Consider the following 24,613-nt stretch of genomic DNA (forward strand, 5'->3'; position numbering starts at 1 on the left):
GTGGCGAGCGCAGCTCGCAACGAGTTGCGCCGGCCGTCCCGGGCCCGGCCGATTCGGCGGGAAGCCTGTGCGAGCGCAGCGGAGCACGGCCGCTGGAGCATGAGGCTGCGCCAGGCGCCACCCGCCGCGCCACCCCGGACCTCGGCTCACCATTTCGGCGCCAGCTTCTCCCCCGGCAACACTTCATACGGATCGCCCCACCCCGGCAACTGCTTCAACCGCGCCCGCCACGCAACGATGTTCGGAAAGCGCCCTTCGACGTCATAGCCGCTCTCCTCCACCGGATAAAACACATACCCGCTCAACGAGAAATCCGCGATCGTCGGCGCATCCCCCACCATCCACTCGCGCCCCGCGAGGTGCTTGTCGACGACGGCATATGCGCCGTCCACGCGTCCCTTCAGCCAGTTCATCACCGCCGGATCCGGCGGCGCAGGACCGAAGGCTTTGGAAAACCGGTAACTCGCGAAGTAGCTGGTGAACTTGTGGTTGTCGAACAGGATCCAGCGCAGGATCTCGTGCTTCTCCTCCGCCGTGCGCCCGCCGAATTTCCCGTGCCTGTCGGCCAGGAAAGTGAGGATCACGCCCGACTGCGTCATCAGCTTGCCTTCGGCCTCCAGCACCGGCGCCTCGCCCATCTCGTTGGTCGATGCGCGCCAGTCGGGCGAACGCGTGGCGCCATTCATGAAGTCGACGAACACGGTCTCGAAAGGCTGGCCCATCGCACGCAGCGCGAAGGCGACCTTGAACGTGTTGCCGGATTGGCAGAAGCCGTGAAGACGGTACATGGTGAACCTCCGTGTTGACGGGATTCCCGCCTAGGCGGGGATGACGGAACTACTTCTGGCGGCGATGCGCGGCCGGCGGCAATGCATACGTGCCCACGGCGTGCGCCACGGGCTCGGGATCGCCTTCGGAAAACAGCGTCACCTCGCCGATGGCCAGCGTCTTGCCGACCTTCAGCAGCCGGCAGTCCGCGACGATGCCCTTGTCGCCCGCCGGCTTGCGCATGAAATGAAACGTGAGGTCGGTTGTCACCGTCAGCGGTTCGATGCCCACCGTGCCGTGGAGGGCCACGTACAGCGCCACGTCGGCCGTGGCCATCATCACCGGGCCGGCCACCGTGCCGCCGGGGCGCAGCTCACCTTCGCCCACGTCGTGCACCACGCGGCATGACTTGTGCCCGACCTCCAGCACCCGCACCCGCGTCTGCGGGAACTCGGCCGCGATGAATGCGGCGATCTCTTCCTTGCTTGCTGCCATGCCACTAGTGTGCCGGATGCGGCTCAGCAGGCCAGCGAGGGCTGGAAGCGCGTGCCATCCAGGCCCGCACGCACGTGGCGCGCGGTCGCGTGCAGGGACTGGCCTTGGGACACGCCTGCAGCGCATCGCCTTGCGCCTGGACGCCCGCCACTTCGGAATCGGCGAACGACAGGCGCATGGCTCGCTACTCCACGCGCTCGATGGACGTGGGATCGAAGGTGAAGTTGCCGGCCTTGCCCTTGCGGCCACGGGCACCCAGCGCGTTGTTCAGCGAGCGGATCTCCAGTGTCTCATCACGCTCCTTGCCGCGGAACATGCCGCGGATGACGACGCTGCGCACGTACGCGGCGGCGCCGGCCAGCGTTTCCTTCTTCTCCAGGTCCATCAGCACCAGGCCGCGGCCGCCGTTGGCCTGCTGGCGCAGTTCGCCGATCGGGAAGGTGAGGATGCGCCGCGCCGACGAGACGCAGGCGACGTGCGTCGCGGGAACATTCAATGCACCTGCCGTGCCGCCCGCCGGCGCCGGCACGTTGGCCGGTGAAGGCCGGCACAGCGCTTCGCCTTCGCCGCAGGTGACGAAGCCCTTGCCGCCGCGCTGGCGCGACGTCATGTCGGCCACCGTGGCCAGGAAGCCATAGCCGCCCGTGTTGGACAACAGCAGCCAAGCGTTGGCCGCGCCGGCGAAGTAGTGCACGAGGTGCGTGCCCGACTCCAGGTCGATGTAGGTGGTGACCGGCTGGCCGTCGCCACGCGCGCCCGGCAGCGTGGACACCGGCACCGAGTAAACGCGGCCGTTGCTGCCGAAAGCCAGCAGCGTGTCGACGGTGCGGCACTCGAACGCGCCGTACAGGCCGTCGCCGGCCTTGAACGCGAAGCTGGCGGCTTCGTGGCCATGGCCCTGGCGCGCGCGCACCCAGCCCTTTTGCGAGACGACCACCGTGACCGGCTCGTCCACCACCTTGATCTCGGCGACGGCCTTCTTCTCTTCCTTGATCTCGGTGCGGCGCGCGTCCTGGAACTGCTTGGCGTCCTGCTCGATCTCCTTGACCATCAGGCGGCGCAGCGCGGCCGGGCTGCCGAGGATCTCTTCCAGCTTCTTCTGCTCTTCGCGCAGGTTCTTCAGCTCCTGCTCGATCTTGATGGCTTCCAGCCGCGCGAGTTGCCGCAGCCGGATTTCGAGGATGTCCTCGGCCTGCCGGTCCGAAAGGCGGAAGCGGTCGATCAGCGCCTGCCTGGGCTCGTCGCTGCCGCGGATGATGGCGATGACCTCGTCGATGTTCAGCAGCACCAGCTGCCGGCCTTCGAGGATGTGGATGCGGTCCAGCACCTTGTCCAGGCGATGGCGCGAGCGGCGCTCGATGGTGCGCTGGCGGAACTCGATCCACTCCACCAGCATCTGGCGCAGCGACTTCTGCACCGGCCTGCCGTCCAGGCCCACCATCGTCAGGTTGATCGGCGCGGACGTTTCCAGGCTGGTGTGCGCCAGCAGCGTGGTGATGAGGTCCTGCTGCTCGATCTTGCTGGTCTTGGGCTCGAACACCAGGCGCACCGCGGCGTCCTTGCTCGATTCGTCGCGCACCGCATCCAGCACGGACAGCACCGACTGCTTCAGCTGCAGCTGGTCCTGCAGCAGCGCCTTCTTGCCGGCCTTCACCTTCGGGTTGGTGAGCTCCTCGATCTCTTCCAGCACCTTCTGCGAGCTGACGCCGGGCGGCAGTTCGTTGACCACCAGCTGCCACTGGCCGCGCGCCAGGTCTTCGATCTTCCAGCGCGCGCGCACCTTCAGCGAGCCGCGCCCGCTCCTGTACGCCTCGGCGATGTCGCCGGCGCTGCTGATGATCTGGCCGCCGCCGGGGAAGTCGGGGCCGGGCAGCAGCGTGAACAGCTCTTCGTCCGTGAGCTTCGCGTTCTTCACGAGCGCCACGCACGCGTCGGCCACTTCGCGCAGGTTGTGGCTGGGGATCTCCGTCGCCAGGCCCACCGCGATGCCGCTGGCGCCGTTGAGCAGCGTGAACGGCAGGCGGGCGGGCAACCGCACCGGTTCTTCGAACGCGCCGTCGTAGTTGGGCACGAAATCGACCGTGCCTTCGTCGATCTCTTCCAGCAGCAGGTTGGTGATGCGGGCCAGGCGCGCTTCCGTGTAGCGCATGGCCGCGGCGCCGTCGCCGTCGCGGCTGCCGAAGTTGCCCTGGCCGTCGATCAGCGGGTAGCGCTGGCTGAAGTCCTGCGCCATGCGCACCAGCGCGTCGTAGGCGGCCTGGTCGCCGTGCGGGTGGAAGCGGCCGAGCACGTCGCCGACCACGCGCGCGCTCTTCACCGGCTTGGCGCCCGCGTTGCCCGCGCCGAAGCCCAGGCCCATGCGCCACATCGAGTACAGGATGCGGCGCTGCACCGGCTTCTGGCCGTCGCTGACGTCGGGCAGCGCGCGGCCCTTCACCACCGACAGGGCGTATTCCAGGTAGGCGCGCTGGGCGTAGCTGGCCAGGTCGATCTGGTTGCCGGCGCCGCCGTCGTCCAGGGGGATCAGCTGTTCTTGGTCCATGGGTTCACTTGTTGTTCGGCCGCTGCCGCGGCGGACGGCACGCTCAGCGCTCCAGCGGCGGCGGCAGGTTGCCGCGGCCTTCGGCGCCGCCGGCCAGTTCCATGCGCACGCGCGCGGGCGCGCGGCCGCGCAGCGGCGCGGGCGGCTTGAGCATGGCGTACAGCTGCAGCACCGTCTTGACGTAGTTCTGCGTCTCGCGGAAGTTGGGCACCTTGTTGCCCGCGCGCAGCACGGCGCCTTCGCCCGCGTTGTAGGCGGCCAGCGCCAGGTCCAGCTGGCCGGGGTACAGGTCCATCAGGTAGCGCAGGTAGCGCGTGCCGGCGCGGATGTTGGTGCGCGGGTCGGCCAGCTGCTTGTCCACCGGCGACTTCGGCGCGGCGACGACGCCGTAGCGTTCGGCCGTGGAGGGCAGCACCTGCATCAGGCCCACCGCGCCCTTGGGCGAGACGGCCGTGGCGTCGAAGCCCGATTCGGTGGCGATGAGCGCCTTCAGCAGGTCGTAGTCGATGCCCAGCGAATCGGACGCTTCCTTCAGGTGGTGCTTCACCTGCTTGTACGACGGCGAGATCTCGAAGAACGCGATCAGGCGCGATGCGGTGGCGGGCACCTGCACCGGCCGCGGCGTGGTGGCGGGCACCCCTTCGCTGGTGTCGAAGCTTTCGCCGCCGCGGAAGAACAGCTCGTAGCGGTCGTCCTGTTTCTCGCTGGCGAAGTGCGCCGTGCCCTTCTCGTCCACGTAGCCCCATACGTCCGCGCGCGCGGGCGCGGCCAAGCCCGCGAGGGCGAGGGCCAGCGCCGCGGCGGCGAACGTGGCGCGCTTCACGCGGCCAGCTCCAGCGCGTGCGCGCGGCGCGCGGCGTACTCGGACTGCAGCACCGACATGACCACCAGCGACTCGAAGCCCGTGGCCGTGCGGACGGACTCGCGCAGCGTGCCTTCGACGACGAAGCCTTCGCTGTCGTACAGCGCCTTGGCGCGCGTGTTGTGGGTCTTCACGTCCAGCCAGAAGCGGTGCGCGCCCAGGTCGTCGAAAGCGACCTTCTTGGCCACGCGCAGCGCGGCGCGGCCGTAGCCCACGCCCTTGCGCTGGATGACCATGCGCTTCAATTCCAGCGACTGGTGCGGGCTCTTGCAGCCGATGAGGATGAGGAAACCCACCGCGTCCAGCCCGTCGCCGCCTTCCACGATGAAGTGCCGGAAGTCCGGGAAGCGGATGGCCGCCTCGTGCTGGGTGCGCTCCCAGGGCGTGATGTACGGCAGGTTCTCCGGGTCGCGCTCGATGGAGAGCACGAATTCCAGGTCGCTCTGCATGGTGGGCCGAAGGCGCACGCGGGCCATGTCAGATGTCGATCTCGACGGCGTCGCCGTGCAGTTCCATCAGCTCGCGGCGCGCGGCGGCTTCGCCCTTGCCCATCAGCTTGGTGATCAGGCTTTCGGTGCCGGCGAAGTCCAGCCGGCCCAGCTGCACGGGCAGCAGGCGGCGCGTGTCGGGGTTGAGCGTGGTTTCCCACAGCTGCTCGGCGCTCATCTCGCCCAGGCCCTTGAAGCGGCTGATGGTCCACTTGCCTTCGGCGACGCCTTCCTTGCGCAGCTTGTCCAGGATGTGGGTGAGCTCGCCCTCGTCCAGCGCGTATTCCTTGCCGGCAGGCTTCTTGCCGCGCGCGGGAATGTCCACGCGGAACAGCGGCGGCCGCGCGACGTACACGTTGCCGGCCGCGATGAGCTTGGGGAAGTGGCGGAAGAACAGCGTGAGCAGCAGCACCTGGATGTGCGAGCCGTCGACGTCGGCGTCCGAGAGGATGCAGACCTTGCCGTAGCGCAGGCCGGAGAGATCGGGCTCGTCGTTCTGCCCATGCGGATCGACGCCGATGGCCACCGCGATGTCGTGGATCTCGGTGTTGGCGAACAGGCGGTCGCGCTCCACTTCCCAGGTGTTCAGCACCTTGCCGCGCAGCGGCAGGATGGCCTGGCACTCCTTGTCGCGGCCCATCTTGGCGCTGCCGCCGGCGGAGTCGCCTTCCACCAGGAAGATCTCGTTGTGCGAGAGGTCCTTGCTTTCGCAGTCCGTCAGCTTGCCGGGCAGCACGGCGACGCCGCTGCCCTTGCGCTTCTCGACTTTCTGGCCGGCCTTCTGGCGCGACTGCGCCGCCTTGATGGCCAGTTCGGCCAGCTTCCTGCCGTAGTCGACGTGCTGGTTGAGCCACAGCTCCAGCGCCGGGCGCACGAAGCTGGACACCAGGCGCACCGCGTCGCGCGAGTTGAGGCGTTCCTTGATCTGGCCCTGGAACTGCGGGTCCAGCACCTTGGCGGACAGCACGTAGCTGGCGCGCGCGAACACGTCTTCCGGCAGCAGCTTCACGCCCTTGGGCAGCAGCGAGTGCAGCTCGATGAAGCTCTTCACCGCGTTGAACAGGCCGTCGCGCAGGCCGCTTTCATGTGTACCGCCCGCGCTGGTGGGGATGAGGTTGACGTAGCTCTCGCGCACGGGCGCACCGTCTTCCGTGAAAGCCACGCACCAGGCCGCGCCCTCGCCTTCGGCGAAGGTCTCGTTGTTCTCGGCGTAGCCCTCGCCCTCGAACAGCGGGATGACCGGGTCCGCGGGCAGCGTCTGCATCAGGTAGTCGCGCAGGCCGCCCTTGTATTGCCAGCTTTGCGATTCCCTGGTCTTCTCGTTGACCAGGTACACCGCCACGCCGGGCATCAGCACCGCCTTGCTGCGCAGCAGGTGCGCCAGCTCGGCCATCGGCAGCTGGCTGGACTCGAAGTACTTGCCGTCGGGCCACACGCGCACGGTGGTGCCGGACCGGCGGTCGCCCTCGGCGGCCTTGCGCACCTTGAGCGGCTCGATCACTTCGCCGCCGGAGAACACGATGGCGGCGACCTGGCCTTCGCGGTGGGTGGTCACCTCCAGCCGCCTGGCCAGCGCGTTGGTGACGGACACGCCCACGCCGTGCAGGCCGCCGGAGAAGCTGTACGCGCCGCCCTTGCCCTTGTCGAACTTGCCGCCGGCGTGCAGCCGCGTGTACACCAGCTCGATGACCGGCGCCTTTTCTTCGGGGTGCAGGCCGAACGGGATGCCGCGGCCGTCGTCTTCCATGCTGACGGAGCCGTCGGCGTGCAGCGTGACCTTGATGCGCTTGCCGTGGCCGGCCAGCGCCTCGTCGGCGGCGTTGTCCAGGACCTCCTGCAGGATGTGCAGGGGGTTGTCGGTTCGGGTGTACATGCCCGGCCGCTGCTTGACGGGCTCCAGGCCCTTGAGCACGCGGATGGAGCCTTCGGAGTACTCGGTGGACGGTCGGGTGGCCATGAGGGTGCGGATTGTAGTCGGGCGCGGGGCTGGGACTGTATGAAATCACAGGCCGCATGGAGGGGGCGAAAGCGGACGCCCTTACGCAGAGCTCGCGGAGGTTGCGCAGAGGGCGCAGAGAAGACAAATTGATCGGACTTTTCCTCCGCGATCTCTGCGCAACCTCCGCGTACTCTGCGCAAGGGAGTCCGGCTTCGTACCCCCGCCCAAGGCAGGTCTTGCGGCTTTGGCTACAGTCGCGCCCCATGTCAACTGCCCGTCTCCCCTTGCGCCAGGTGCTCGCCTGCGGCGCCGCCGTCGTCACCCTGTCCATGGGCATCCGCCATGGCTTCGGGCTGTGGCTCCAACCGGTCACCCAGGCCCAGGGCTGGACGCGCGAGACCTTCGCCTTCGCCATCGCCATCCAGAACATCGCCTGGGGCTTCTTCGGCATCTTCGCGGGCATGCTGGCCGACCGCTTCGGCGCGTTCCGGGTGCTGGTGGCGGGCGCCCTCCTCTACGCGCTGGGCCTGGCGGGCATGGCGCTGTCGCCGACGCCGCTGCTGTTCGCCCTGACGGCGGGCGTGCTGATCGGCGCGGCGCAGGCCGGCACCACGTACGCGGTGATCTACGGCATCGTCGGCCGCCAGGTCGATCCCGCCCGGCGATCCTGGGCGATGGGCATCACCGCGGCCGCGGGCTCGTTCGGGCAGTTCCTGATGGTGCCGGTGGAAGGCTTCCTGATCAGCGGCACCGGCTGGCAGAACGCGCTGCTGGCGCTGGCCGCCGCGGTGCTGCTGATCGCGCCGCTGGCACGGTGGCTGCGCGAACCGGGGTTCGCCGCCGGCGCCACGCCGGTCCGGCGCGAGCAGACCATTGGCCAGGCGCTGCGCGAAGCGTTCAAGTACCCCAGCTTCCAGTTGCTGATGGCGGGCTACTTCGTGTGCGGCTTCCAGGTGGTGTTCATCGGCGTGCACATGCCCAGCTACCTGAAGGACAAGGGTCTGCCGCCGCACGTGGCCAGCTACGCGCTGGCGCTGATCGGCCTGTTCAACATCTTCGGCACCTACATCGCGGGCGTGATGGGGCAGAAGCTGGCCAAGCGCAAGATCCTCGCCACCATCTACCTGAGCCGCGCGGTGGCCATCGCCGTCTTCCTGTGGGCGCCGCTCACGCCGATGTCGGTCTACGTGTTCTCGGCCGTGATGGGCTTCCTGTGGCTGTCCACCGTGCCGCCGACCAACGCGGTGGTGGCGCAGATCTTCGGCGTGGCGCACCTGTCGATGCTGGGCGGCTTCGTGTTCTTCAGCCACCAGATCGGCTCGTTCATGGGCGTGTGGCTGGGCGGCCTGCTGTACGACCGCACCGGCAGCTACGACATCGTCTGGTACCTGGCCATCGCCCTGGGCGTGTTCGCCGCGCTGGTGAACCTGCCCGTGCGCGAGAACCCGATCCGCCGCGCCGGCGCGGTGCCGCAGCCGGCCTGATCGCCATGGCGCCCGCCATCCGCCGGATCACCGCCTGGGGCGCCGTCGCGGCAGCCCTGGCGGGCGTGTTCGCCCTCTACACCCGGCCCGACGTCGCGGTGATGCTGGCGGAGCAGTTCTGGGCCTGCTTCGGCAGCTGAAGCCGCGGCTCAGCGGGCCGCCGCCTCGCCTTTCAGCCGGAACACCCTCACCGCGTTGCGCCACGCCACCTGGTCGGCCGCCCTGGGCGCCAGCTGCGCCCGCAAGCCATGGGCGCACCAGGGTTCGGGTGCGCGATCGTGTCCAGCCATCCCTCAAGGGCATCAAGCGCAAACCCGGGTTCCCCCTGATCCCGGGATGAAGGAACATCGCGGCCCATGGCCACCTACGTCATCACCGGCGCATCCGAAGGCATAGGCGCGGAACTCGCGCGGCAGATCGCGGCGCGCGACGGCGGCAACGCCGCCCTCGTGCTGGCCGCCCGCAATGCCGGCAAACTGGCCCAGGTGCAGGCGCAGTGCGACGCCCTGGGCGCCAGCGCGATCGTGGTGCCCACCGACGTCGCGCAGGAAGCGCAGTGCCGCGCGCTCATCGCCACGGCGGTGGACCGCTGCGGCGGCATCGACGTGCTGGTGAACAACGCCGGCGTCTCAGCGCACGCGCTGCTGGAAGACGTCAGCGCCGAAGACCTGCACTGGTACCAGGACCTGATGCAGGTCAACCTGTGGGGCGCCGTGTGGTGCACCCACGCCGCCCTGCCCCACCTGAAAGCCACTCGCGGCCAGGTCGTCGCGGTGTCCTCGCTGGCGGGACTGGTGGGCGTGCCGGGCCGCACGGCCTACAGCGCCACCAAGTTCGCCATGACCGGCTTCTTCGAGGCGCTTCGCGCGGAACTGAGGCCGGCGGGCGTCGGGGTGACCATCGCCTATCCGGGCGTCGTCGCCACCGAGATCCGCCGCAACGGCTTCAATGCCCAGGGCCGCCCGGCGGGCAAGAGCGGGCTGAAGGAAGACGATGCGATGCCGGTGGACGAATGCGCGCGCCTCATCCTCGAAGGCATGGCCGCGCGCGAGCGCGAAGTCGTGATGACGGTGCGCGGCAAGGCCGGCCGCTTCCTCAAGCTGCTGGCGCCCGGGCTGGTCGAGAAGATGTCCCTGGCCGCGCTGGCCGACCACGCGCGGCCGCGCTGAGATGCACGGCACGGGCGAGCCCTCCCCGTGGGTGGTGCGCTGGTCGCACCTGGTGCGCGCGGGAGGCAAGGTGCTGGACGTCGCGTGCGGCCACGGGCGCCACATGCGCTGGTTCGCGGACCGCGGCCATGCGGTGACCGGCGTGGACCGCGATGCCGGCGTGGTGGCGGCCGTCGCGGACCTGGGCCGCGCGGTGCAGGCCGACATCGAGAACGGCTCCTGGCCTTTCGCCGGCGAGACCTTCGACGCGGTGGTCGTCACCAATTACCTGTGGCGGCCGCTGTGGCCCGCGCTGCTCGGCTCGCTGGCACCCGGCGGCGTGCTGCTGTACGAGACTTTCGCCGAAGGCAACGAAACGGTGGGCAAGCCTTCGCGCCCCGACTTCCTGCTGAAGAACGGCGAACTGCTGCAGGCCTGCGCCGGCTTGCGGGTGGTGGCCTACGAGGACGGCTTCCTGGAAGCGCCCGACCGGTTCGCCCAGCGCATCGCCGCGGTACGACAGGACCCCGGCCACGGAAGGGCTCGTCACAGGCTCCAGATAGAATCCGCCTTTCCCGAGCGAACCCGACAATGACCCCCATCACTGGCAGTATCGTGGCGCTGGCAACGCCCATGCAGGACGACGGCAGCGTCGACTACGCGGCGTTGCGCAAGCTCATCGACTGGCACATCGCCGAAGGCACCGACTGCATCGGCGTGGTCGGCACCACGGGCGAATCGCCCACCGTGAACGTCGACGAGCACCAGGAAATCATCCGCGTCTCCGTGGACCAGGCCAAGGGCCGCGTGCCCATCATGGCCGGCTGCGGCGCCAATTCCACCGCCGAAGCCATCGAGTTGGCGAAGTACGCGAAGAAGGTCGGCGCCGACTGCCAACTGCAGGTGGTGCCCTACTACAACAAGCCGACGCAGGAAGGCCAGTACCGGCACTTCACGGCCATCGCCGAAGCCGTGGGCGACCTGCCGATGGTGCTGTACAACGTGCCCGGCCGCACCGTCGCGGACATGCAGCACGACACCGTGCTGCGCCTGGCCCAGGTGCCCGGCATCGTCGGCATCAAGGAAGCCACCGGCAACCTCGAGCGCGCCCAGTGGCTGCTGCGCGACGCGCCCAGGGGCTTCTCCATCTACTCGGGCGACGACCCCACCGCCGTGGCGCTGATGCTGTGCGGCGGGCACGGCAACATCAGCGTCACCGCCAACGTCGCGCCGCGCGCGATGCACGAGCTGTGCATGGCCGCGGTCGCCGGCAAGGCGCGCGAGGCGATGGCCATCCAGAACAGGCTGATGCCGCTGCACAAGCAGCTGTTCGTCGAGGCCAACCCCATCCCCGTCAAGTGGGCGATGGCGCGCCTGGGCCTGTGCGGGCCGGCGCTGCGCCTGCCCATGACGCCGCTGTCGCCGCAGTTCCATGCGCAGGTGGAAGCCGCGCTGCGCTCGGCGGGCCTGCCGGCCTGAGATCAATCCAAAAAGGAACACGCAAAGTGAACCGTTTCGCAAAGCTGGGCATCGTCGCCGCATGCGCCGCGCTGGCCGCCTGCTCGGTGCTGGAGAACGACCGCATCGACTACAAGTCCGCCAGCAAGGGCCCCACCCTGGAGGTACCGCCCGACCTGACGCAGCTGTCGCGCGATTCGCGCTACCAGGTGCCCGGCGGCCCGGTGACGGCCAGTGCCTATCAGGTGGGCACCGCGGCGCCGTCCGTGCCCACCGCCGCCAACACCGTCGGCGACGTACGCATGGAACGCGCCGGCGACAAGCGCTGGCTGGTGATCAACCGCCCGGCCGACCAGCTGTGGACGCCCGTCCGCGACTTCTGGCAGGAGAACGGTTTCCTGCTGTCCACCGACCAGCCCAACCTGGGCATCATGGAGACGGACTGGGCCGAGAACCGCGCCAAGATCCCGCAGGACTTCATCCGCAGCACGATCGGCAAGGCTTTCGACGGGATCTACTCCCTGCCCGAGCGCGACCGCTTCCGCACGCGCCTGGAACGCAGCGCCAACGGCGGCACGGAGATCTACATCTCGCACCGCGGCATGGCGGAAGTCTATGCCGGCCGCGCCGGCGATTCGACCACGTGGCAGGTGCGACCGGCCGACCCCGAGCTGGAAGCCGAGATGCTGCGCCGCCTGATGGTCAGGCTGGGCGTGCCGCAGGAGCAGGCCAAGGCCCAGGCGGCTTCGGGCGTGGTCAAGACCACTTCGCGCGTCGCCACCGTGAACAACGCGCCGGTGGTGCAGATCGACGAAGGCTTCGACCGCGCATGGCGCCGCGTCGGCCTGGCGCTGGACCGCACCGGCTTCACCGTGGAAGACCGCGACCGCAGCCAGGGCACGTACTTCGTGCGCTACGTGCCGCCGAACCCCGACAAGAAGGAACCCGGCTTCCTCGCCAAGCTGTTCAGCGCCTCGCCCAAGGCCGAACAGCCGCTGAAGTACCGCATCGCGGTCAAGAGCCAGGGTGAAGCCACCACGGTGTCGGTGCTCAACGCCCAGGGCGCGCCGGACGCTTCCTCCGATGCGCAACGCATCGTGCAGGTGATCGCCGACGACCTGAAATGACGGACGACGGGGCCGCTGCGCGGCCCGCGTGACGAATGACAAATGGCGGAAGGCACCGTCATTTGTCGTTGAGGCCGCAGGCCGAAGTCATTCGTCATCCGGCATCGGCAGTACCGCGATGATCCGTTTCAAGAGCCTGGGCAGCGGCAGCACCGGCAATGCCACGGTGGTGCAGGCGTGCAGCGGCGCGTCCACCACCCACCTGCTAGTGGACTGCGGGCTGGGCATCCGGCAGCTGGACAAGCGCCTGGGTCAGGCCGGCATGCTGGCCGAGCAGATCGACGCGATCTTCATCACCCACGAGCATTCCGACCACATCGGCTGCGCGCGTTCGCTCGCGCTGCGCGAACGCATCCCGGTGTGGATGTCCGAAGGCACCTGGCTGGGCCTGGGGCAGCCCGACTTCGACGGCCTGCTGCGCATCGCGCGCGACTCGGACGCCATCACCGTCGGCGCGCTGGAAGTGCGGCCCTTCACCGTGCCGCACGACGCGCGCGAACCGCTGCAGCTGACCTGCGGCGATGGCGACCGGCGCCTGGGCATCCTCACCGACCTGGGCCACGCCACGCCGCACGTGATCGCGCAGCTTTCGGGCTGCGCCACGCTGCTGCTCGAATGCAATCACGACCCCGGGATGCTGGAGAAAGGGCCCTACCCGTGGTTCCTGAAGCAGCGTGTCGGCGGTGACTGGGGTCACCTGGCCAACGACGCTGCCGCGGCCATCGCGCAGGCGGTGCTGGCGCATGGCCTGAAGCAGGTGGTGGCCGCGCACCTGAGCGAGCAGAACAACCGGCCGGAACTGGCGCGCGACGCGCTGGAATCCGCGCTGGGCGCCGCGGTGGAAGTGCACGTGGCCGACGGGCCGACGGGCAGCGGGTGGCTGGCGGCTTGACGGCGTGACGTCCAAATACAAAAGCCGCCCGAAGGCGGCTTTTGTTTCGCAATCGGCGAACCGATTACTTGCTGGCGGCGGAAGCGGCCGGGGTGGCGGCAGCAGCCGGGGCCGAAGCGGCGGCGGCAGCGTCGGAAGCGGCCGGGGCGGCGGCAGCAGCCGGAGCCGAAGCGTCGGCGGCCGGAGCGGAAGCAGCGGGAGCGGGAGCCGGGGCAGCGGCGGGGGCCGGAGCGGGCGCGGGCGCCGGTTCTTCCTTCTTGCCGCAAGCAGCCAGCGCGGCGGCAGCCACCAGGGTCGCCAGGACGAGCGATTTCTTCATTTCCAGTTTCCTTTGGGTCTGAGAGATTTTGGCCACGCAACCGGGAGTGGCGCGCTGGCTGAACAGCTAGTACGAGCTTTCTGCTCAGCCAGAAATTATAGGGCTTTCCGTTGCGTCTTCGGGACAAACCCTGAGGCCTTCGTCACAAACCCAACGTGGTCGCCGGGAACGAAGGAGAGCTGCGCTGCAGCCATTCCCGCAACCGCTCGCGCAAGGCGAGGCGCCGCTCGGGCTCGCGGCCCGTGTAGCCATTGCAGCGCTCGGGGTCGCGCCTTTCCATCACCCACGAAGGTGTCCAGATCGCGCTGGGCAATTCCAGCTCATCGGCCGAAGGACAAGCCCGGGCTTCGACGATGTGCGACCACTGGCGCCGCCAGGTGACGAAGCGCGCGTGCCGCCGCACCACCTCGTCCCAGCGGCGCGCGAGCAGCGTGCACTTGCGGCCGCTGGCCGACCATTGCTGCAGCGACTCGGCCACCGCCCGCTCACCCAGCGGCCAGTCGGCGAATTCCGCGTCGCACAGGATGATCTCGCGCCAGCCTTCGCGCGCCGCGGCCGCGAGCGCATCGCGCACGAGCTGCCGGAAAGCCTCGCGGCCTTCGAAGCGCCCTTCGGGCAGCGGTGCGGCGTCCGCCGTCATGCGCCTTCCTCCTGCAGCCAGCCGGCTTCGGCCCACGACGCGAGCAGGTCCAGCGCTTCGTCGCTCGCCCGCGCGAGGTCCTCGGGCGCCAGGCGGCGATCGTCGGCCAGCTTGCGCATCAGGCGGGCGTCGGGCCCCGAAGCACGCCAGCTCTCGCCGTTGACGAACAGGTGGCGGCCGTCGTACAGCATGCGCGTGCGGCGGTCCAGCACCAGCGCGCGGCCGGGCGACGGCGGGCGGCCCGCATCGAACCACACGTTGGCCTTGGGTTCGCTCAGGTACTCGCCCAGCGCCCGCCCCAGCGCACGCGGATCCTTCAGTGCGGCGCGCAGCGCGTCCTGCGCGAAACGCTCCAGCTCGGGCGGGATGGCGCCGGCCTCGCGCACCGCGGCCTGCGCCGCGTCGCGGTACATCGTGCCCGCGCCCTCCTCCACGTCGTCGGCCAGGCGCTGCAGCAGTTCGCGGGCGAGTTCCTCGCGGCCGGGCGCGCGGAACCCGATGGAGTACGTCTGGCACTCGCCTTCGGCGATGCCGTCGTGCGCGTAGCGCGGCGGCAGGTACAGCATGTCGCCGGGTTCGAGCACGTGCTCCTCTTCCGGCTCGAAGTCCGCCAGGATCTTCAGCGGCAGGTCCTCGCGCAGCGACAGGTCGGACTGGCGGCCATAGCGCCAGCGCCTGCGGCCCTGCGCCTGCAGCAGGAACACGTCGTAGCTGTCGAAGTGCGGCCCGACGCCGCCGCCATCGCTGGCCCAGCTGATCATCAGGTCGTCCAGCCGCGCCTGCGGCACGAAGCGAAAGCGCTGCAGCAGCCGGTGCGCCGCTTCCACGTGCAGGTCCACGCCCTGCACCAGCAGGGTCCAGGCCGGGCGGGACATTGGCGGCAGCGATCGCGGACCGAACGGCCCGCGGCGCAGCGACCAGCGGCCGCCGGCGCGCTGCTCCACGACGCGGGACTCGACGCCTTCCTGCTGCGCCAGCGCGAACAGCTCGCGGCGTTCCAGCAAAGGCCGCATGTCGGGCACGGCGCCGCGCACCAGCAGTGGCTTGCGCTGCCAGTGGCGCTTCATGAACTGGCGGGGGGAGAGGCCGCCGAGCAGCGGCGTGGGAAGGTGGACGTCCATGGATGGCGGGGGAACTGCGAGAATTCTCCCTTATGGAAGTCACCCCGCAATGCGTCGTCGCGCTGACCTGGACGCTGAAGGACACCCTCGGCGAGGAACTTGACGTGCTCGATGAGCCGGTGGAGTTCCTGCTCGGAGGCAACGACCTGCTGGCCAAGATCGAGGAAGCCCTGCAGGGCCACGAGCCCGGCGACCGCCTGGACCTGCACCTGGAACCCGAGGACGCCTTCGGCGACTACGACGAGCAGCTGGTGTTCCTGGAGCCGCGCTCGCTGTTCCCCGGGCAGATGGAAGAAGGCATGACCTTCGAGGGCCTCCCGGCGGGCAGCAACGAGCAGGCGCCGAAGAACCTGCTGTACACCGTCACCGAAATCTATCCCGAGCACGTGGTGCTGGACGGCAACCACCCGCTCGCGGGCATCGCGCTGCGGCTGCACCTGAAGGTGGAAGCCGTGCGCGAAGCCACCGAAGAAGAAGTCGGCCGCGGCACCGCTGGCACCGGCTTCTTCCGCGTGCATCCGCAGGCGCCGGGTGGCGACCTGCTGCACTGAAACCGGGAGCAAACTCCCTTACGCAGAGGTCGCGGAGGGAGCGCAGAGTTCGCGGAAGTGAAACTTCCACCGATTTTTCTCTGCGAACTCTGCGCCTCCTCCGCGACCTCTGCGTAAGGGAGTCCGCTTTCAGAGGAGGCGACGAGCCCCCGACGCCATCATGAACGGTAGATGACGCCGTTCTCGACGCGCACGCGGTCGCCCACGCGCAGGTCGCCCAGCGCGCCCACCTCGAAGGTGCGCCACTGGCCCTGGTCGGTCTGCACGGTCACGCGGTAGGCACCGTTCGCGGCGGCAGCCTGTTGCTGCTGCTGCTCCTGGCGCTGGCCGATGCCGTTGCCGATGGCCGCGCCGCCGGCCGCGCCCAGCACGGTGGCGCCGCTGCGGTTGTGGCCGTTGTTCACGTTCTTGCCGAGCACGTTGCCGACCACGGCGCCGATGACGCCGCCGACCACCGCGTTGCGCGCGCTGGGGTTGGTGGCACTGGTCTGCCCTTGGGCCACCTGCTGGATGTCCGTCACGCGGCCGAATTCGACGGCGGCGACGGGCGCGCTCTGCACGACGGTGCCGCTGGGGTACGTGGCCACCGGTGCCGGCGCGCTGTAGACCGGGGCTTGCGAGACCGGCGGATTCGGGTCGGCCTGGCCGAGGCCGTTGCCGGGATAGCTGCTGCAGGCGGACAGGACGGCGGCGGCGGTGGTGACGCCGGCAACGAGGGTGAGACGGTTGCGCATGGGAAATTCTCCTTTTGGGAACGTTCCCCCGATTAGAGGCATGGCCCCGACGGTTGGCTTGCCGGGATCGCCGCGCATCGGCGTAGGAGCAGGCAGCCCGTCCTGTAGGACCGGCCTGCGACGGCTGAAGCTCAGCCCTTTCCGGTCGATCCGTAGCCGTTCGCGCCGCGCTGCGTGGCCGGGAATTCGCTGACGACGTTGAACTCGGCCTGCACCACCGGCACCACCACCAGCTGCGCCAAGCGCTCCATCGGCTGCAGCGTGAAAGCCGTGTCGCTGCGGTTCCAGCAGCTGACCATCAGCTGGCCCTGGTAGTCGCTGTCGATCAGGCCCACCAGGTTGCCCAGCACGATGCCGTGCTTGTGGCCCAGGCCCGACCGCGGAAGGATCAGCGCCGCGTACCCCGGGTCTTTCAGCCAGATGGCGATGCCGGTGGGCACCAGCCGCCATTCGTTGGGGCCGAGATGGAGCGGCTCGCCGATGCAGGCGCGCAGGTCCAGGCCCGCGCTTCCGGGCGTGGCGTACGCGGGCAGCTGGTCCGCCATGCGCGGATCGAGGATCTTGACGTCGACTTTCATGCTTTTGCGGTGCCGGGCAGGCCGGACATGCGCCTGGCGATCTCCACCACCAGGGTGCGGGCCAGCTGCAGCTTGGGCGCGCGCGGCAGTTCGTGCGCGCCCTGCTCGTCCACCAGCAGCAGCTGGTTGTCGTCCTGCCCGAAGGTGAGCGGGCCGATGTTGCCGGCCAGCAGCGGGATGCCCTTGCGCACGCGCTTGGCCTGCGCGTGCGCCAGCAGGTCGTGGCTTTCGGCGGCGAAGCCGACGCAGAACAGCTCGCGCTTCTTCGCGCGCTCCGTCTGCGCCACGGTAAGAAGGATGTCCGGGTTCTCGACGAAGGACAGCGTGGGCGCCTGGCCGCTGCCGTCCTTCTTGATCTTCTGGCCGGCTTCGTTGGCGGGCCGCCAGTCGGCCACGGCGGCGGTGGCGACGAAGACGTCGGCGCGCGGCACGGCCGCCAGCGTGGCGTCCAGCATCTGGCGCGCCGACTTCACATCGACGCGGTCCACGCCGCGCGGCGTGGGCAGGTGCACGGGGCCGGCCACCAGCGTGACCTGCGCGCCCGCTTCCCGGGCGGCGCGCGCGATGGCGAAACCCATCTTGCCGGAGGAATGGTTGGTGATGCCGCGGATCGGGTCCAGCGCCTCGAAGGTCGGGCCGGCCGTGACCACCACTCGCTTGCCCGCCAGCGGCTTGGGCGACAGGAAGGCGACGATGTCTTCCAGCAGCTGGTCCGGCTCCAGCATGCGGCCATCGCCGGTCTCGCCGCAGGCCTGGAAGCCGCTGCCCACGCCGAGGATGGTGGCGCCGTCCTGCGCCAGCTGCGCCATGTTGCGCTGCGTGGCCGGGTGGGCCCACATCTCGCGGTTCATCGCCGGCGCGATCAGCAGCGGCACGCGGGCGATGGGGCGCGCCAGGCACATCAGGCTGAGCAGCTCGTCGGCACGGCCGTGCACCAGCCTGGCCATGAAATCGGCGCTGCACGGCGCGATGACGATGGCGTCGGCCTCGCGCGAGAGGTTGATGTGCGGCATGTTGTTCGGTTCGCGCGCGTCCCACTGCGAGGTGTGGACGGTGCGCCCCGAAAGCGCCTGCATGGTGACCGGCGTGATGAACTGCTCCGCCGCTTCGGTCATCACCACCTGCACGGTGGCGCCTTCCTTGACGAAGCCCCGGCACAGCTCGGCGGCCTTGTAGCAGGCGATGCCGCCCGTCAGGCCCAGGACGATGTGCTTGCCCCGAAGGTCATTCATGGCGCGGGAATGTAGCAAATACGGACATCCTTGCGCGGAGCACGCAGAGGAGGCGCGGAGATCGCGGAAAAGACATTGAGGACTTCTTCGCGTCCTCTGCGAAGCCTCGGCGTGCTCTGCGTAAGGGTGTCCGCATTCTGGCCGCCAGCGGCTGCGAGCGCTCGTATAATCGCGCATTACCACCTCCCCGGAAGGCCACGCTTTCCGAACGACATGACCAAATTCGTCTTCGTCACCGGCGGTGTGGTGTCCTCCCTGGGCAAGGGAATCGCCTCAGCCTCCCTCGCTGCGATCCTGGAATCGCGGGGCCTCAAAGTCACCCTGATCAAGCTCGACCCGTACATCAACGTGGACCCGGGCACCATGTCGCCGTTCCAGCACGGCGAGGTGTTCGTCACCGACGACGGCGCCGAGACCGACCTGGACCTGGGCCACTACGAGCGCTTCGTCACCACCCGCATGGGCAAGGTGAACAACTTCACCACCGGCCGCATCTACCAGTCGGTGCTGGAAAAGGAACGCCGCGGCGACTACCTCGGCAAGACCGTGCAGGTCATCCCGCACGTCACCAACGAGATCCAGGAATTCATCAAGCGCGGCGCGCGCGTGGGCGAGCCCAACGCGGCCGACGTGGCCATCGTCGAAATCGGCGGCACCGTGGGCGACATCGAATCGCTGCCCTTCCTGGAAGCCGCGCGCCAGATGAGCCTGCGCATGGGCCCCAACCAGGCCGCTTTCGTGCACCTCACCTACCTGCCGTGGATCGCCGCGGCCGGCGAGCTGAAGACCAAGCCCACCCAGCACACCGTGCAGAAGCTGCGCGAGATCGGCATTTCGGCCGACGCGCTGCTGTGCCGCGCCGACCGCAAGATCCCGGAGGAAGAGCGCGAGAAGATCTCGCTGTTCACCAACGTGCCCGAGTGGGGCGTGATCTCCATGTGGGACGTGGACACCATCTACAAGGTGCCGCGCATGCTGCACGAGCAGGGCCTGGACGGCCTGATCTGCGACAAGCTGCGCCTGAACACGCCGCCGGCCAACCTCAAGCGCTGGGACGAGCTGGTGTACGAGGTCGAGCATCCGCAGGGCGAGGTCACCATCGCCATGGTCGGCAAGTACGTGGACCTGTCCGACAGCTACAAGTCGCTGAACGAAGCGCTCAAGCACGCGGGCATGAAAAACCACGTGCGTACCAGGATCGACTACGTCGACAGCGAGACGCTGACGACCGAGAACATCCGCCAGCTGGCCAAGTACGACGCGGTTCTGGTGCCCGGCGGCTTCGGCAAGCGCGGCATCGAAGGCAAGATCTCCGCCGCCCGCTTCGCCCGCGAGAACAAGGTGCCCTACCTGGGCATCTGCCTGGGCATGCAGGTCGCCACCATCGAGTACGCGCGCCACGTCGCCGGCCTGCAGGACGCCAACAGCACCGAATTCGAGCCGAAGACGCCCCATCCGGTCATCGCGCTCATCACCGAATGGCAGGGTGCCGACGGCACCATCAACAAGCGCGACGAGAATTCCGACCTGGGCGGCACCATGCGCCTGGGCGCGCAAAGCTCCGACGTGGCCCCGGGCACGCTGGCGCACAAGATCTACGGCGACGTGGTCACCGAGCGGCACCGCCACCGCTACGAAGCCAACGTCAACTACCTCGACCAGCTGCGCAAGTCCGGCCTGGTGATCTCCGCCCTCACCCAGCGCGAGCACCTGACCGAGATCGTCGAGCTGCCGCAGGACGCGCACCCCTGGTTCATGGGCGTGCAGTTCCACCCCGAATTCAAGTCCACGCCGTGGGACGGCCATCCGCTGTTCAACGCGTTCATCAAGGCCGCGCTGGACCACCAGGCTTCCGCCGGCAAGAAGTTGAAGGCGGTGGCCTGACATGAAACTGTGCGGATTCGAAGTGGGCCTGCACAGGCCCTTTTTCTTGATCGCCGGCCCCTGCGTGGTCGAATCCGAACAGCTGCAGATGGACGTCGCCGGGCAGCTGAAGGAAATGGCCGCCGCCCTGGGCATCCCCTTCATCTTCAAGAGCAGCTACGACAAGGCCAATCGCTCCTCGGGCGCCAGCTTCCGCGGCCCCGGCATGTCGCGCGGCCTGGACATCCTGGGCAAGGTGAAGCGGCAGCTGGGCGTGCCCGTCATCACCGACGTGCACACGACGGAGGAAGTGCCTGAGGTCGCCAAGGTCGTCGACGTGCTGCAGACGCCCGCCTTCCTGTGCCGCCAGACCGACTTCATCCGCGCCGTGGCCCAGTCGGGCAAGCCGGTGAACATCAAGAAGGGCCAGTTCCTCGCGCCCCACGACATGAAGAACGTCATCGACAAGGCCCGCGCCGCCGCGCGCGAAAAAGGGCTGCCCGAAGACAGCTTCATGGCCTGCGAGCGCGGCGCCAGCTTCGGCTACAACAACCTGGTGTCGGACATGCGCTCGCTGTCCATCATGCGCGAGACGGGCGCGCCGGTGGTGTTCGACGCCACGCACTCGGTGCAGCTGCCCGGCGGCCAGGGCACCAGCTCCGGCGGCCAGCGCGAGATGGTGCCGGTGCTGGCGCGCGCCGCCATCGCGGTGGGCGTCGCCGGCGTGTTCATGGAAACGCACCCCGACCCCGCCAAAGCCCTGTCCGACGGCCCCAACGCGGTGCCGCTCAAGCACATGAAGGCGCTGCTGGAAACGCTGGTGGCGCTGGACCAGGTCACCAAGAAGAACGGCTTCCTCGAGAACGACTTCAACGCCTGAAAGCAAGAGACACGATGCCCTCCGCCTACATCCTCGCCAACATCGACGTCACCGACCCGCAGCAGTACGAGGAATACAAGAAGTACTCCACCCTCGCCATGCAGGCGCACGGCGCCGAAGTGTGCGTGCGCGGCGGCGCCGTAAAGGTGCTGGAAGGCGACTGGTCGCCCAGGCGCGTCGTGCTGCTGAAATTCCCGTCGGTGGAGAAGGCGCAGGCCTTCTACGACTCCACCGAGTACGGCCGCGCGAAGAAGGCCCGCGAAGGCGCGGCCGTCATGCGCATGGTGCTGATCGAGGGCGTGTGAAATACAACTCCCCTACGCGAAAGACGCGAAAGTGACGCGAAGGACGCAAAAAGACAGATGGATTTTTTCGCGTCCTTCGCGTCACTTTCGGGGCCTTCGCGTGCGGTAGTCCCGCTTTTTTGACTTCAAAGAGAGACTGCAATGAGCGCCATCGTTGACATCGTCGGCCGCGAGATCCTGGACTCGCGCGGCAACCCCACCGTCGAATGCGACGTGCTGCTGGAATCGGGCACCATGGGCCGCGCGGCCGTGCCTTCCGGCGCGTCCACCGGCTCGCGCGAGGCCATCGAACTGCGCGACGGCGACAAGTCGCGCTACCTGGGCAAGGGCGTGCTTCGCGCCGTGGAGCACATCAACACCGAAATCTCCGAATCGGTGCTGGGCCTGGACGCTTCCGAGCAGGCCTTCCTGGACAAGACCCTGATCGACCTGGACGGCACCGAGAACAAGAGCCGCCTGGGCGCCAACGCCATGCTGGCCGTGTCCATGGCCGTGTCGCGCGCCGCCGCCGAGGAATCGGGCCTGCCCCTGTACCGCTACTTCGGCGGCATGAACGGCATGCAGCTGCCGGTGCCGATGATGAACGTGGTGAACGGCGGCGCGCACGCCAACAACAACCTCGACCTGCAGGAACTGATGATCATCCCCGTGGGGGCGCCCAGCTTCCGCGAAGCGCTGCGCTACGGCGCCGAGGTGTTCCACGCGCTGAAGAAGATCATCAACGACAAGGGCATGAGCGTGGCCGTCGGCGACGAAGGCGGCTTCGCGCCGAACGTGGAGAACCACGAAGCCGCCATCGGCATGATCCTGCAGGCCATCGAAGCCGCCGGCTACCGCCCCGGCGAGCAGATCGCCCTGGGCCTGGACTGCGCGTCCAGCGAGTTCTTCAAGGAAGGCCGCTACCACCTCGAAGCCGAAGGCCAGGTGCTGGAAGCCGGCGCGTGGACCGACATCCTCTCGTCCTGGTGCGACAAGTACCCCATCATCAGCATCGAGGACGGCATGGCCGAGGGCGACTGGGACGGCTGGCGCCAGCTGACCGACAAGCTGGGCTCGCGCGTGCAGCTGGTGGGCGATGACCTGTTCGTCACCAACACCAAGATCCTGAAGGAAGGCATCGAGAAGAAGATCGCCAACTCCATCCTGATCAAGATCAACCAGATCGGCACGCTGACCGAGACCTTCGCCGCCATCGAGATGGCCAAGCGCGCCAACTACACGGCCGTGATCAGCCACCGCTCGGGCGAGACCGAGGACAGCACCATCGCCGACATCGCGGTGGGCACCAACGCCGGCCAGATCAAGACCGGCTCGCTGTCGCGGTCCGACCGCATGGCCAAGTACAACCAGCTGCTGCGCATCGAGGAAGACCTCGGCGACATCGCGCAGTACCCGGGCCGCGCGGCCTTCTACAACCTGAGGTAATGAGACCACCCCGAAGCGCCTTCGGCGCCTTCCCTCAAGGGGCGCCATCAGCGGCCCGGCAAAGCCGGTTCCGCGATGGCCCTTGGATGGAGCGCGCGCAATCGCAAGGCCGCTTCCGTCACGAAGACTCGAGAGGAACTTGAATGTCGAGTCGCCTCGTCCCGCCCCTCCTGCTCGCGCTGCTCGCCGTCGTGCACGCGCAGCTGTGGTTCGGCCGGGGCAGCGTGGGCAACGTGGGCGAGATGGAGCGGCGCCTGGTGCAGCAGCAGCAAGCCAACGTGCAGCAGCAGCAGGCCAACGAGCGCCTGGCCGCCGAGGTCAACGACCTCAGGGAAGGCCTGGAGATGGTCGAGGAGAAGGCGCGCGCCGAGCTGGGCATGGTCAAGCCCAACGAAATCTTCGTCAACGTCGTGACGCCCAAGTGAGCCGCGGCACCCTGCCGCGCACGCCGCGCTGATGGCCGAGTCACTGTTCGCGACGGCTTTCGTCCTCTGGGGCTCGCCGGTCAGCTGGCTCGAGCTGGCCGGCGTGGTGATCTCCCTCGTCATGGTCGCCTGCAACATCCGCGAAGTGCATTGGGGCTGGCCGCTGGCCATCGTCGCCTCGCTGATGTACTTCGCCATCTTCTGGCGCAGCAAGCTGTACGGCGACGCGGGGCTGCAGCTTTTCTTCGCCACCGTGGCGTTCTGGGGCTGGTGGCAGTGGCTGCGCGGCCACCGCGCCGACGGCCACGAGCTGCACGTGGCGTTGCTCACGCCGAAGCAGCGCTTCCTCACGCTGCTGGCCGGCGCGCTGCTGTGGCCGCTGACCGGGCTGTTCCTCCTGCGCTTCACCGACACCGACGTGCCGTGGTGGGACGCCTTCCCCACCGCGTGGAGCCTCGTCGGCCAATACCTGCTGGGCCGCAAGTACCTGGAGAACTGGGTCGTGTGGATCCTGGTGGACGTCGTCGGCGTGGGCCTCTTCGCCTACAAGGGCCTGTGGTTCACCGCCGCGCTGTACGCCGTGTTCGTCGTGATGTGCGTCGCCGGCCTGCGCGAATGGCTGCGGCGCTTGCGGGCCGGGGCGGCGGCATGAAGGTCGCGCTGCTCGGCGCCGAAAGCACCGGCAAGACCACGCTGGCCGGTGCTCTCGCGCGGGCGCTGCAGGCGCGCGGCCACCGCGTCGCGGCCGTCGGCGAGTACCTGCGCGAATGGTGCGAGCGCGAAGGCCGCACGCCGCGGCCCGAAGAGCAATTGCCCATCGCCGAAGAACAGGAGCGCCGCGTCGACGCCGCCGCGGCGCAAGCGGACATCGTCATCGCCGACACCACCTCGCTGATGGTCGCCATCTACAGCGCCATGCTGTTCGACGACGGCACGCTGTACCGGTTCGCGCTGGAAAGGCAGCGCGGCTACGACCTGACACTGGTCACCGGTCTCGACATCCCGTGGGTGGCCGATGGTTTGCAGCGTGACGGCGAGCACGTGCGCGGGCCGGTGGACGAACTGGTGCGAGAAGCTCTGCGCAAGGCCAGTGTGCCGTATCGCGTGGTGTACGGCACGGGGGAGGACCGGCTCGCCAACGCCTTGCAGCCGGTGCTGGAGAAGCTGGGCGAAAGGCCGCCGGACAAGGGGCCGCGCTGGCAATGGAGCTGCGACAAGTGCAGCGACCCGGACTGCGAGCACCGGCTGTTCACCGGCCTTCAGCGTTCGCCCTGAACTTGTCATGCCGGGCTTGACCGGGCATCCACCCCGGACACGGACCAGGCACGGCCAGCCGC

The 24,613-nt window shown here is 68.8% G+C and carries 28 protein-coding genes; 15 read left to right on the forward strand and 13 right to left on the reverse strand.

From position 1 onward, the window contains the following. Positions 1–146: 146 nt before the first annotated feature. The 6 genes from EZ216_RS18700 to EZ216_RS18725 all read right to left on the reverse strand — a co-directional run bounded on the left by EZ216_RS18700 (position 147) and on the right by EZ216_RS18725 (position 7,112). Positions 147–788: a glutathione S-transferase family protein gene (locus EZ216_RS18700; protein ID WP_135251314.1), complete on the reverse strand. Its 642-nt coding sequence runs from the start codon at positions 786–788 to the stop codon at positions 147–149. A gap of 49 nt (positions 789–837) precedes the next feature. Continuing rightward, complete coding sequence (locus EZ216_RS18705; RefSeq protein ID WP_135251315.1) at positions 838–1,263, reverse strand: PaaI family thioesterase; 426 nt, start codon at positions 1,261–1,263, stop codon at positions 838–840. Positions 1,264–1,447: 184 nt separating this feature from the next. Beyond that, positions 1,448–3,805, reverse strand: coding sequence for a DNA topoisomerase IV subunit A (gene parC, locus EZ216_RS18710; RefSeq protein ID WP_135251316.1), 2,358 nt, complete (start codon positions 3,803–3,805; stop codon positions 1,448–1,450). A gap of 43 nt (positions 3,806–3,848) precedes the next feature. Further along, positions 3,849–4,628 carry a lytic transglycosylase domain-containing protein gene (locus EZ216_RS18715; protein ID WP_135251317.1) on the reverse strand — a complete coding sequence of 260 codons (780 nt, stop codon included), beginning with the start codon at positions 4,626–4,628 and terminating at the stop codon, positions 3,849–3,851. After that, a complete protein-coding gene (locus EZ216_RS18720; RefSeq protein WP_135251318.1) occupies positions 4,625–5,143 on the reverse strand; it encodes a GNAT family N-acetyltransferase in 519 nt (172 codons plus the stop codon). Before EZ216_RS18720 ends, EZ216_RS18715 begins: the two co-directional genes overlap by 4 nt. A 1-nt stretch (position 5,144) precedes the next feature. Then, positions 5,145–7,112: a DNA topoisomerase IV subunit B gene (locus EZ216_RS18725; RefSeq protein ID WP_135251319.1), complete on the reverse strand. Its 1,968-nt coding sequence runs from the start codon at positions 7,110–7,112 to the stop codon at positions 5,145–5,147. 245 nt (positions 7,113–7,357) lie between these two features. Here EZ216_RS18725 and EZ216_RS18730 point away from each other — a divergent pair, with 245 nt between their 5' ends. Next, entirely contained in the window at positions 7,358–8,578 is a 1,221-nt protein-coding gene (locus EZ216_RS18730) for an MFS transporter (protein WP_135251320.1), read from the forward strand. A 5-nt stretch (positions 8,579–8,583) separates the two neighbouring features. Then, entirely contained in the window at positions 8,584–8,718 is a 135-nt protein-coding gene (locus tag EZ216_RS22020; RefSeq protein WP_275405165.1) for a hypothetical protein, read from the forward strand. Positions 8,719–8,727: 9 nt separating this feature from the next. Here EZ216_RS22020 and EZ216_RS21510 read toward each other — a convergent pair whose 3' ends face one another. Continuing rightward, positions 8,728–8,868 (reverse strand): hypothetical protein, encoded by a 141-nt coding sequence (locus tag EZ216_RS21510; RefSeq protein ID WP_167772963.1) that lies wholly within the window; start codon positions 8,866–8,868, stop codon positions 8,728–8,730. Between the two features lie 66 nt (positions 8,869–8,934). Here EZ216_RS21510 and EZ216_RS18735 point away from each other — a divergent pair, with 66 nt between their 5' ends. The 5 genes from EZ216_RS18735 (at position 8,935) to EZ216_RS18755 (ending at position 13,203) form a co-directional block, all read left to right on the forward strand. After that, entirely contained in the window at positions 8,935–9,747 is an 813-nt protein-coding gene (locus EZ216_RS18735; protein ID WP_135251321.1) for an SDR family oxidoreductase, read from the forward strand. Position 9,748: 1 nt separating this feature from the next. Continuing rightward, entirely contained in the window at positions 9,749–10,321 is a 573-nt protein-coding gene (locus EZ216_RS18740) for a class I SAM-dependent methyltransferase (protein ID WP_135251322.1), read from the forward strand. Next, positions 10,318–11,205, forward strand: a complete 888-nt coding sequence (gene dapA, locus EZ216_RS18745; RefSeq protein WP_135251323.1) for a 4-hydroxy-tetrahydrodipicolinate synthase — start codon at positions 10,318–10,320, stop codon at positions 11,203–11,205. Before EZ216_RS18740 ends, dapA begins: the two co-directional genes overlap by 4 nt. 26 nt (positions 11,206–11,231) lie before the next feature. Next, positions 11,232–12,311 carry an NlpB/DapX family lipoprotein gene (gene bamC, locus EZ216_RS18750; protein WP_135251324.1) on the forward strand — a complete coding sequence of 360 codons (1,080 nt, stop codon included), beginning with the start codon at positions 11,232–11,234 and terminating at the stop codon, positions 12,309–12,311. Between the two features lie 118 nt (positions 12,312–12,429). Further along, a complete protein-coding gene (locus EZ216_RS18755) occupies positions 12,430–13,203 on the forward strand; it encodes an MBL fold metallo-hydrolase (RefSeq protein ID WP_135251325.1) in 774 nt (257 codons plus the stop codon). Positions 13,204–13,267: 64 nt separating this feature from the next. Here EZ216_RS18755 and EZ216_RS18760 read toward each other — a convergent pair whose 3' ends face one another. The 3 genes from EZ216_RS18760 to EZ216_RS18770 all read right to left on the reverse strand — a co-directional run bounded on the left by EZ216_RS18760 (position 13,268) and on the right by EZ216_RS18770 (position 15,283). After that, a complete protein-coding gene (locus EZ216_RS18760; RefSeq protein ID WP_135251326.1) occupies positions 13,268–13,522 on the reverse strand; it encodes a hypothetical protein in 255 nt (84 codons plus the stop codon). Between the two features lie 142 nt (positions 13,523–13,664). Then, the gene (locus EZ216_RS18765; RefSeq protein ID WP_135251327.1) at positions 13,665–14,162 is read right to left on the reverse strand and encodes a hypothetical protein; all 498 of its coding nucleotides are present in this window, start codon (positions 14,160–14,162) and stop codon (positions 13,665–13,667) included. After that, positions 14,159–15,283, reverse strand: coding sequence for a JmjC domain-containing protein (locus EZ216_RS18770; protein ID WP_135251328.1), 1,125 nt, complete (start codon positions 15,281–15,283; stop codon positions 14,159–14,161). Before EZ216_RS18770 ends, EZ216_RS18765 begins: the two co-directional genes overlap by 4 nt. A 32-nt stretch (positions 15,284–15,315) precedes the next feature. Here EZ216_RS18770 and EZ216_RS18775 point away from each other — a divergent pair, with 32 nt between their 5' ends. Beyond that, positions 15,316–15,834: an FKBP-type peptidyl-prolyl cis-trans isomerase gene (locus EZ216_RS18775; protein ID WP_135251329.1), complete on the forward strand. Its 519-nt coding sequence runs from the start codon at positions 15,316–15,318 to the stop codon at positions 15,832–15,834. A 158-nt stretch (positions 15,835–15,992) separates the two neighbouring features. Here the strand turns inward: EZ216_RS18775 and EZ216_RS18780 are convergent, their stop codons facing one another. The 3 genes from EZ216_RS18780 to coaBC form a co-directional block, all read right to left on the reverse strand. After that, positions 15,993–16,568: a glycine zipper 2TM domain-containing protein gene (locus EZ216_RS18780; protein WP_167772964.1), complete on the reverse strand. Its 576-nt coding sequence runs from the start codon at positions 16,566–16,568 to the stop codon at positions 15,993–15,995. A 131-nt stretch (positions 16,569–16,699) separates the two neighbouring features. After that, positions 16,700–17,146: a dUTP diphosphatase gene (dut, locus tag EZ216_RS18785; RefSeq protein WP_135251331.1), complete on the reverse strand. Its 447-nt coding sequence runs from the start codon at positions 17,144–17,146 to the stop codon at positions 16,700–16,702. Further along, a complete protein-coding gene (gene coaBC / locus EZ216_RS18790; RefSeq protein ID WP_135251332.1) occupies positions 17,143–18,378 on the reverse strand; it encodes a bifunctional phosphopantothenoylcysteine decarboxylase/phosphopantothenate--cysteine ligase CoaBC in 1,236 nt (411 codons plus the stop codon). Before coaBC ends, dut begins: the two co-directional genes overlap by 4 nt. A 213-nt stretch (positions 18,379–18,591) precedes the next feature. Here coaBC and pyrG point away from each other — a divergent pair, with 213 nt between their 5' ends. From pyrG to EZ216_RS18825, 7 genes are all read left to right on the forward strand, one after another. Next, positions 18,592–20,262, forward strand: coding sequence for a CTP synthase (gene pyrG / locus EZ216_RS18795; RefSeq protein ID WP_135251333.1), 1,671 nt, complete (start codon positions 18,592–18,594; stop codon positions 20,260–20,262). A gap of 1 nt (position 20,263) precedes the next feature. Next, positions 20,264–21,121, forward strand: coding sequence for a 3-deoxy-8-phosphooctulonate synthase (gene kdsA / locus EZ216_RS18800; protein ID WP_135251334.1), 858 nt, complete (start codon positions 20,264–20,266; stop codon positions 21,119–21,121). Positions 21,122–21,135: 14 nt separating this feature from the next. Next, complete coding sequence (locus EZ216_RS18805) at positions 21,136–21,426, forward strand: DUF1330 domain-containing protein (protein WP_135251335.1); 291 nt, start codon at positions 21,136–21,138, stop codon at positions 21,424–21,426. A gap of 141 nt (positions 21,427–21,567) precedes the next feature. After that, entirely contained in the window at positions 21,568–22,851 is a 1,284-nt protein-coding gene (eno, locus tag EZ216_RS18810; protein ID WP_135251336.1) for a phosphopyruvate hydratase, read from the forward strand. A gap of 143 nt (positions 22,852–22,994) precedes the next feature. After that, on the forward strand, positions 22,995–23,276 hold the full coding sequence (locus EZ216_RS18815; protein ID WP_135251337.1) for a septum formation initiator family protein: 282 nt from the start codon (positions 22,995–22,997) through the stop codon (positions 23,274–23,276). A gap of 31 nt (positions 23,277–23,307) precedes the next feature. Next, entirely contained in the window at positions 23,308–23,928 is a 621-nt protein-coding gene (gene pnuC, locus EZ216_RS18820) for a nicotinamide riboside transporter PnuC (RefSeq protein WP_135251338.1), read from the forward strand. Beyond that, on the forward strand, positions 23,925–24,551 hold the full coding sequence (locus tag EZ216_RS18825; RefSeq protein ID WP_135251339.1) for an AAA family ATPase: 627 nt from the start codon (positions 23,925–23,927) through the stop codon (positions 24,549–24,551). The genes pnuC and EZ216_RS18825 overlap by 4 nt, the downstream gene beginning before the upstream one ends. Positions 24,552–24,613 lie beyond the last annotated feature (62 nt).

Origin of the sequence: Ramlibacter humi (genome assembly GCF_004681975.1) — a bacterium.
Taxonomy (GTDB): Bacteria; Pseudomonadota; Gammaproteobacteria; order Burkholderiales; family Burkholderiaceae_C; genus Ramlibacter; species Ramlibacter humi.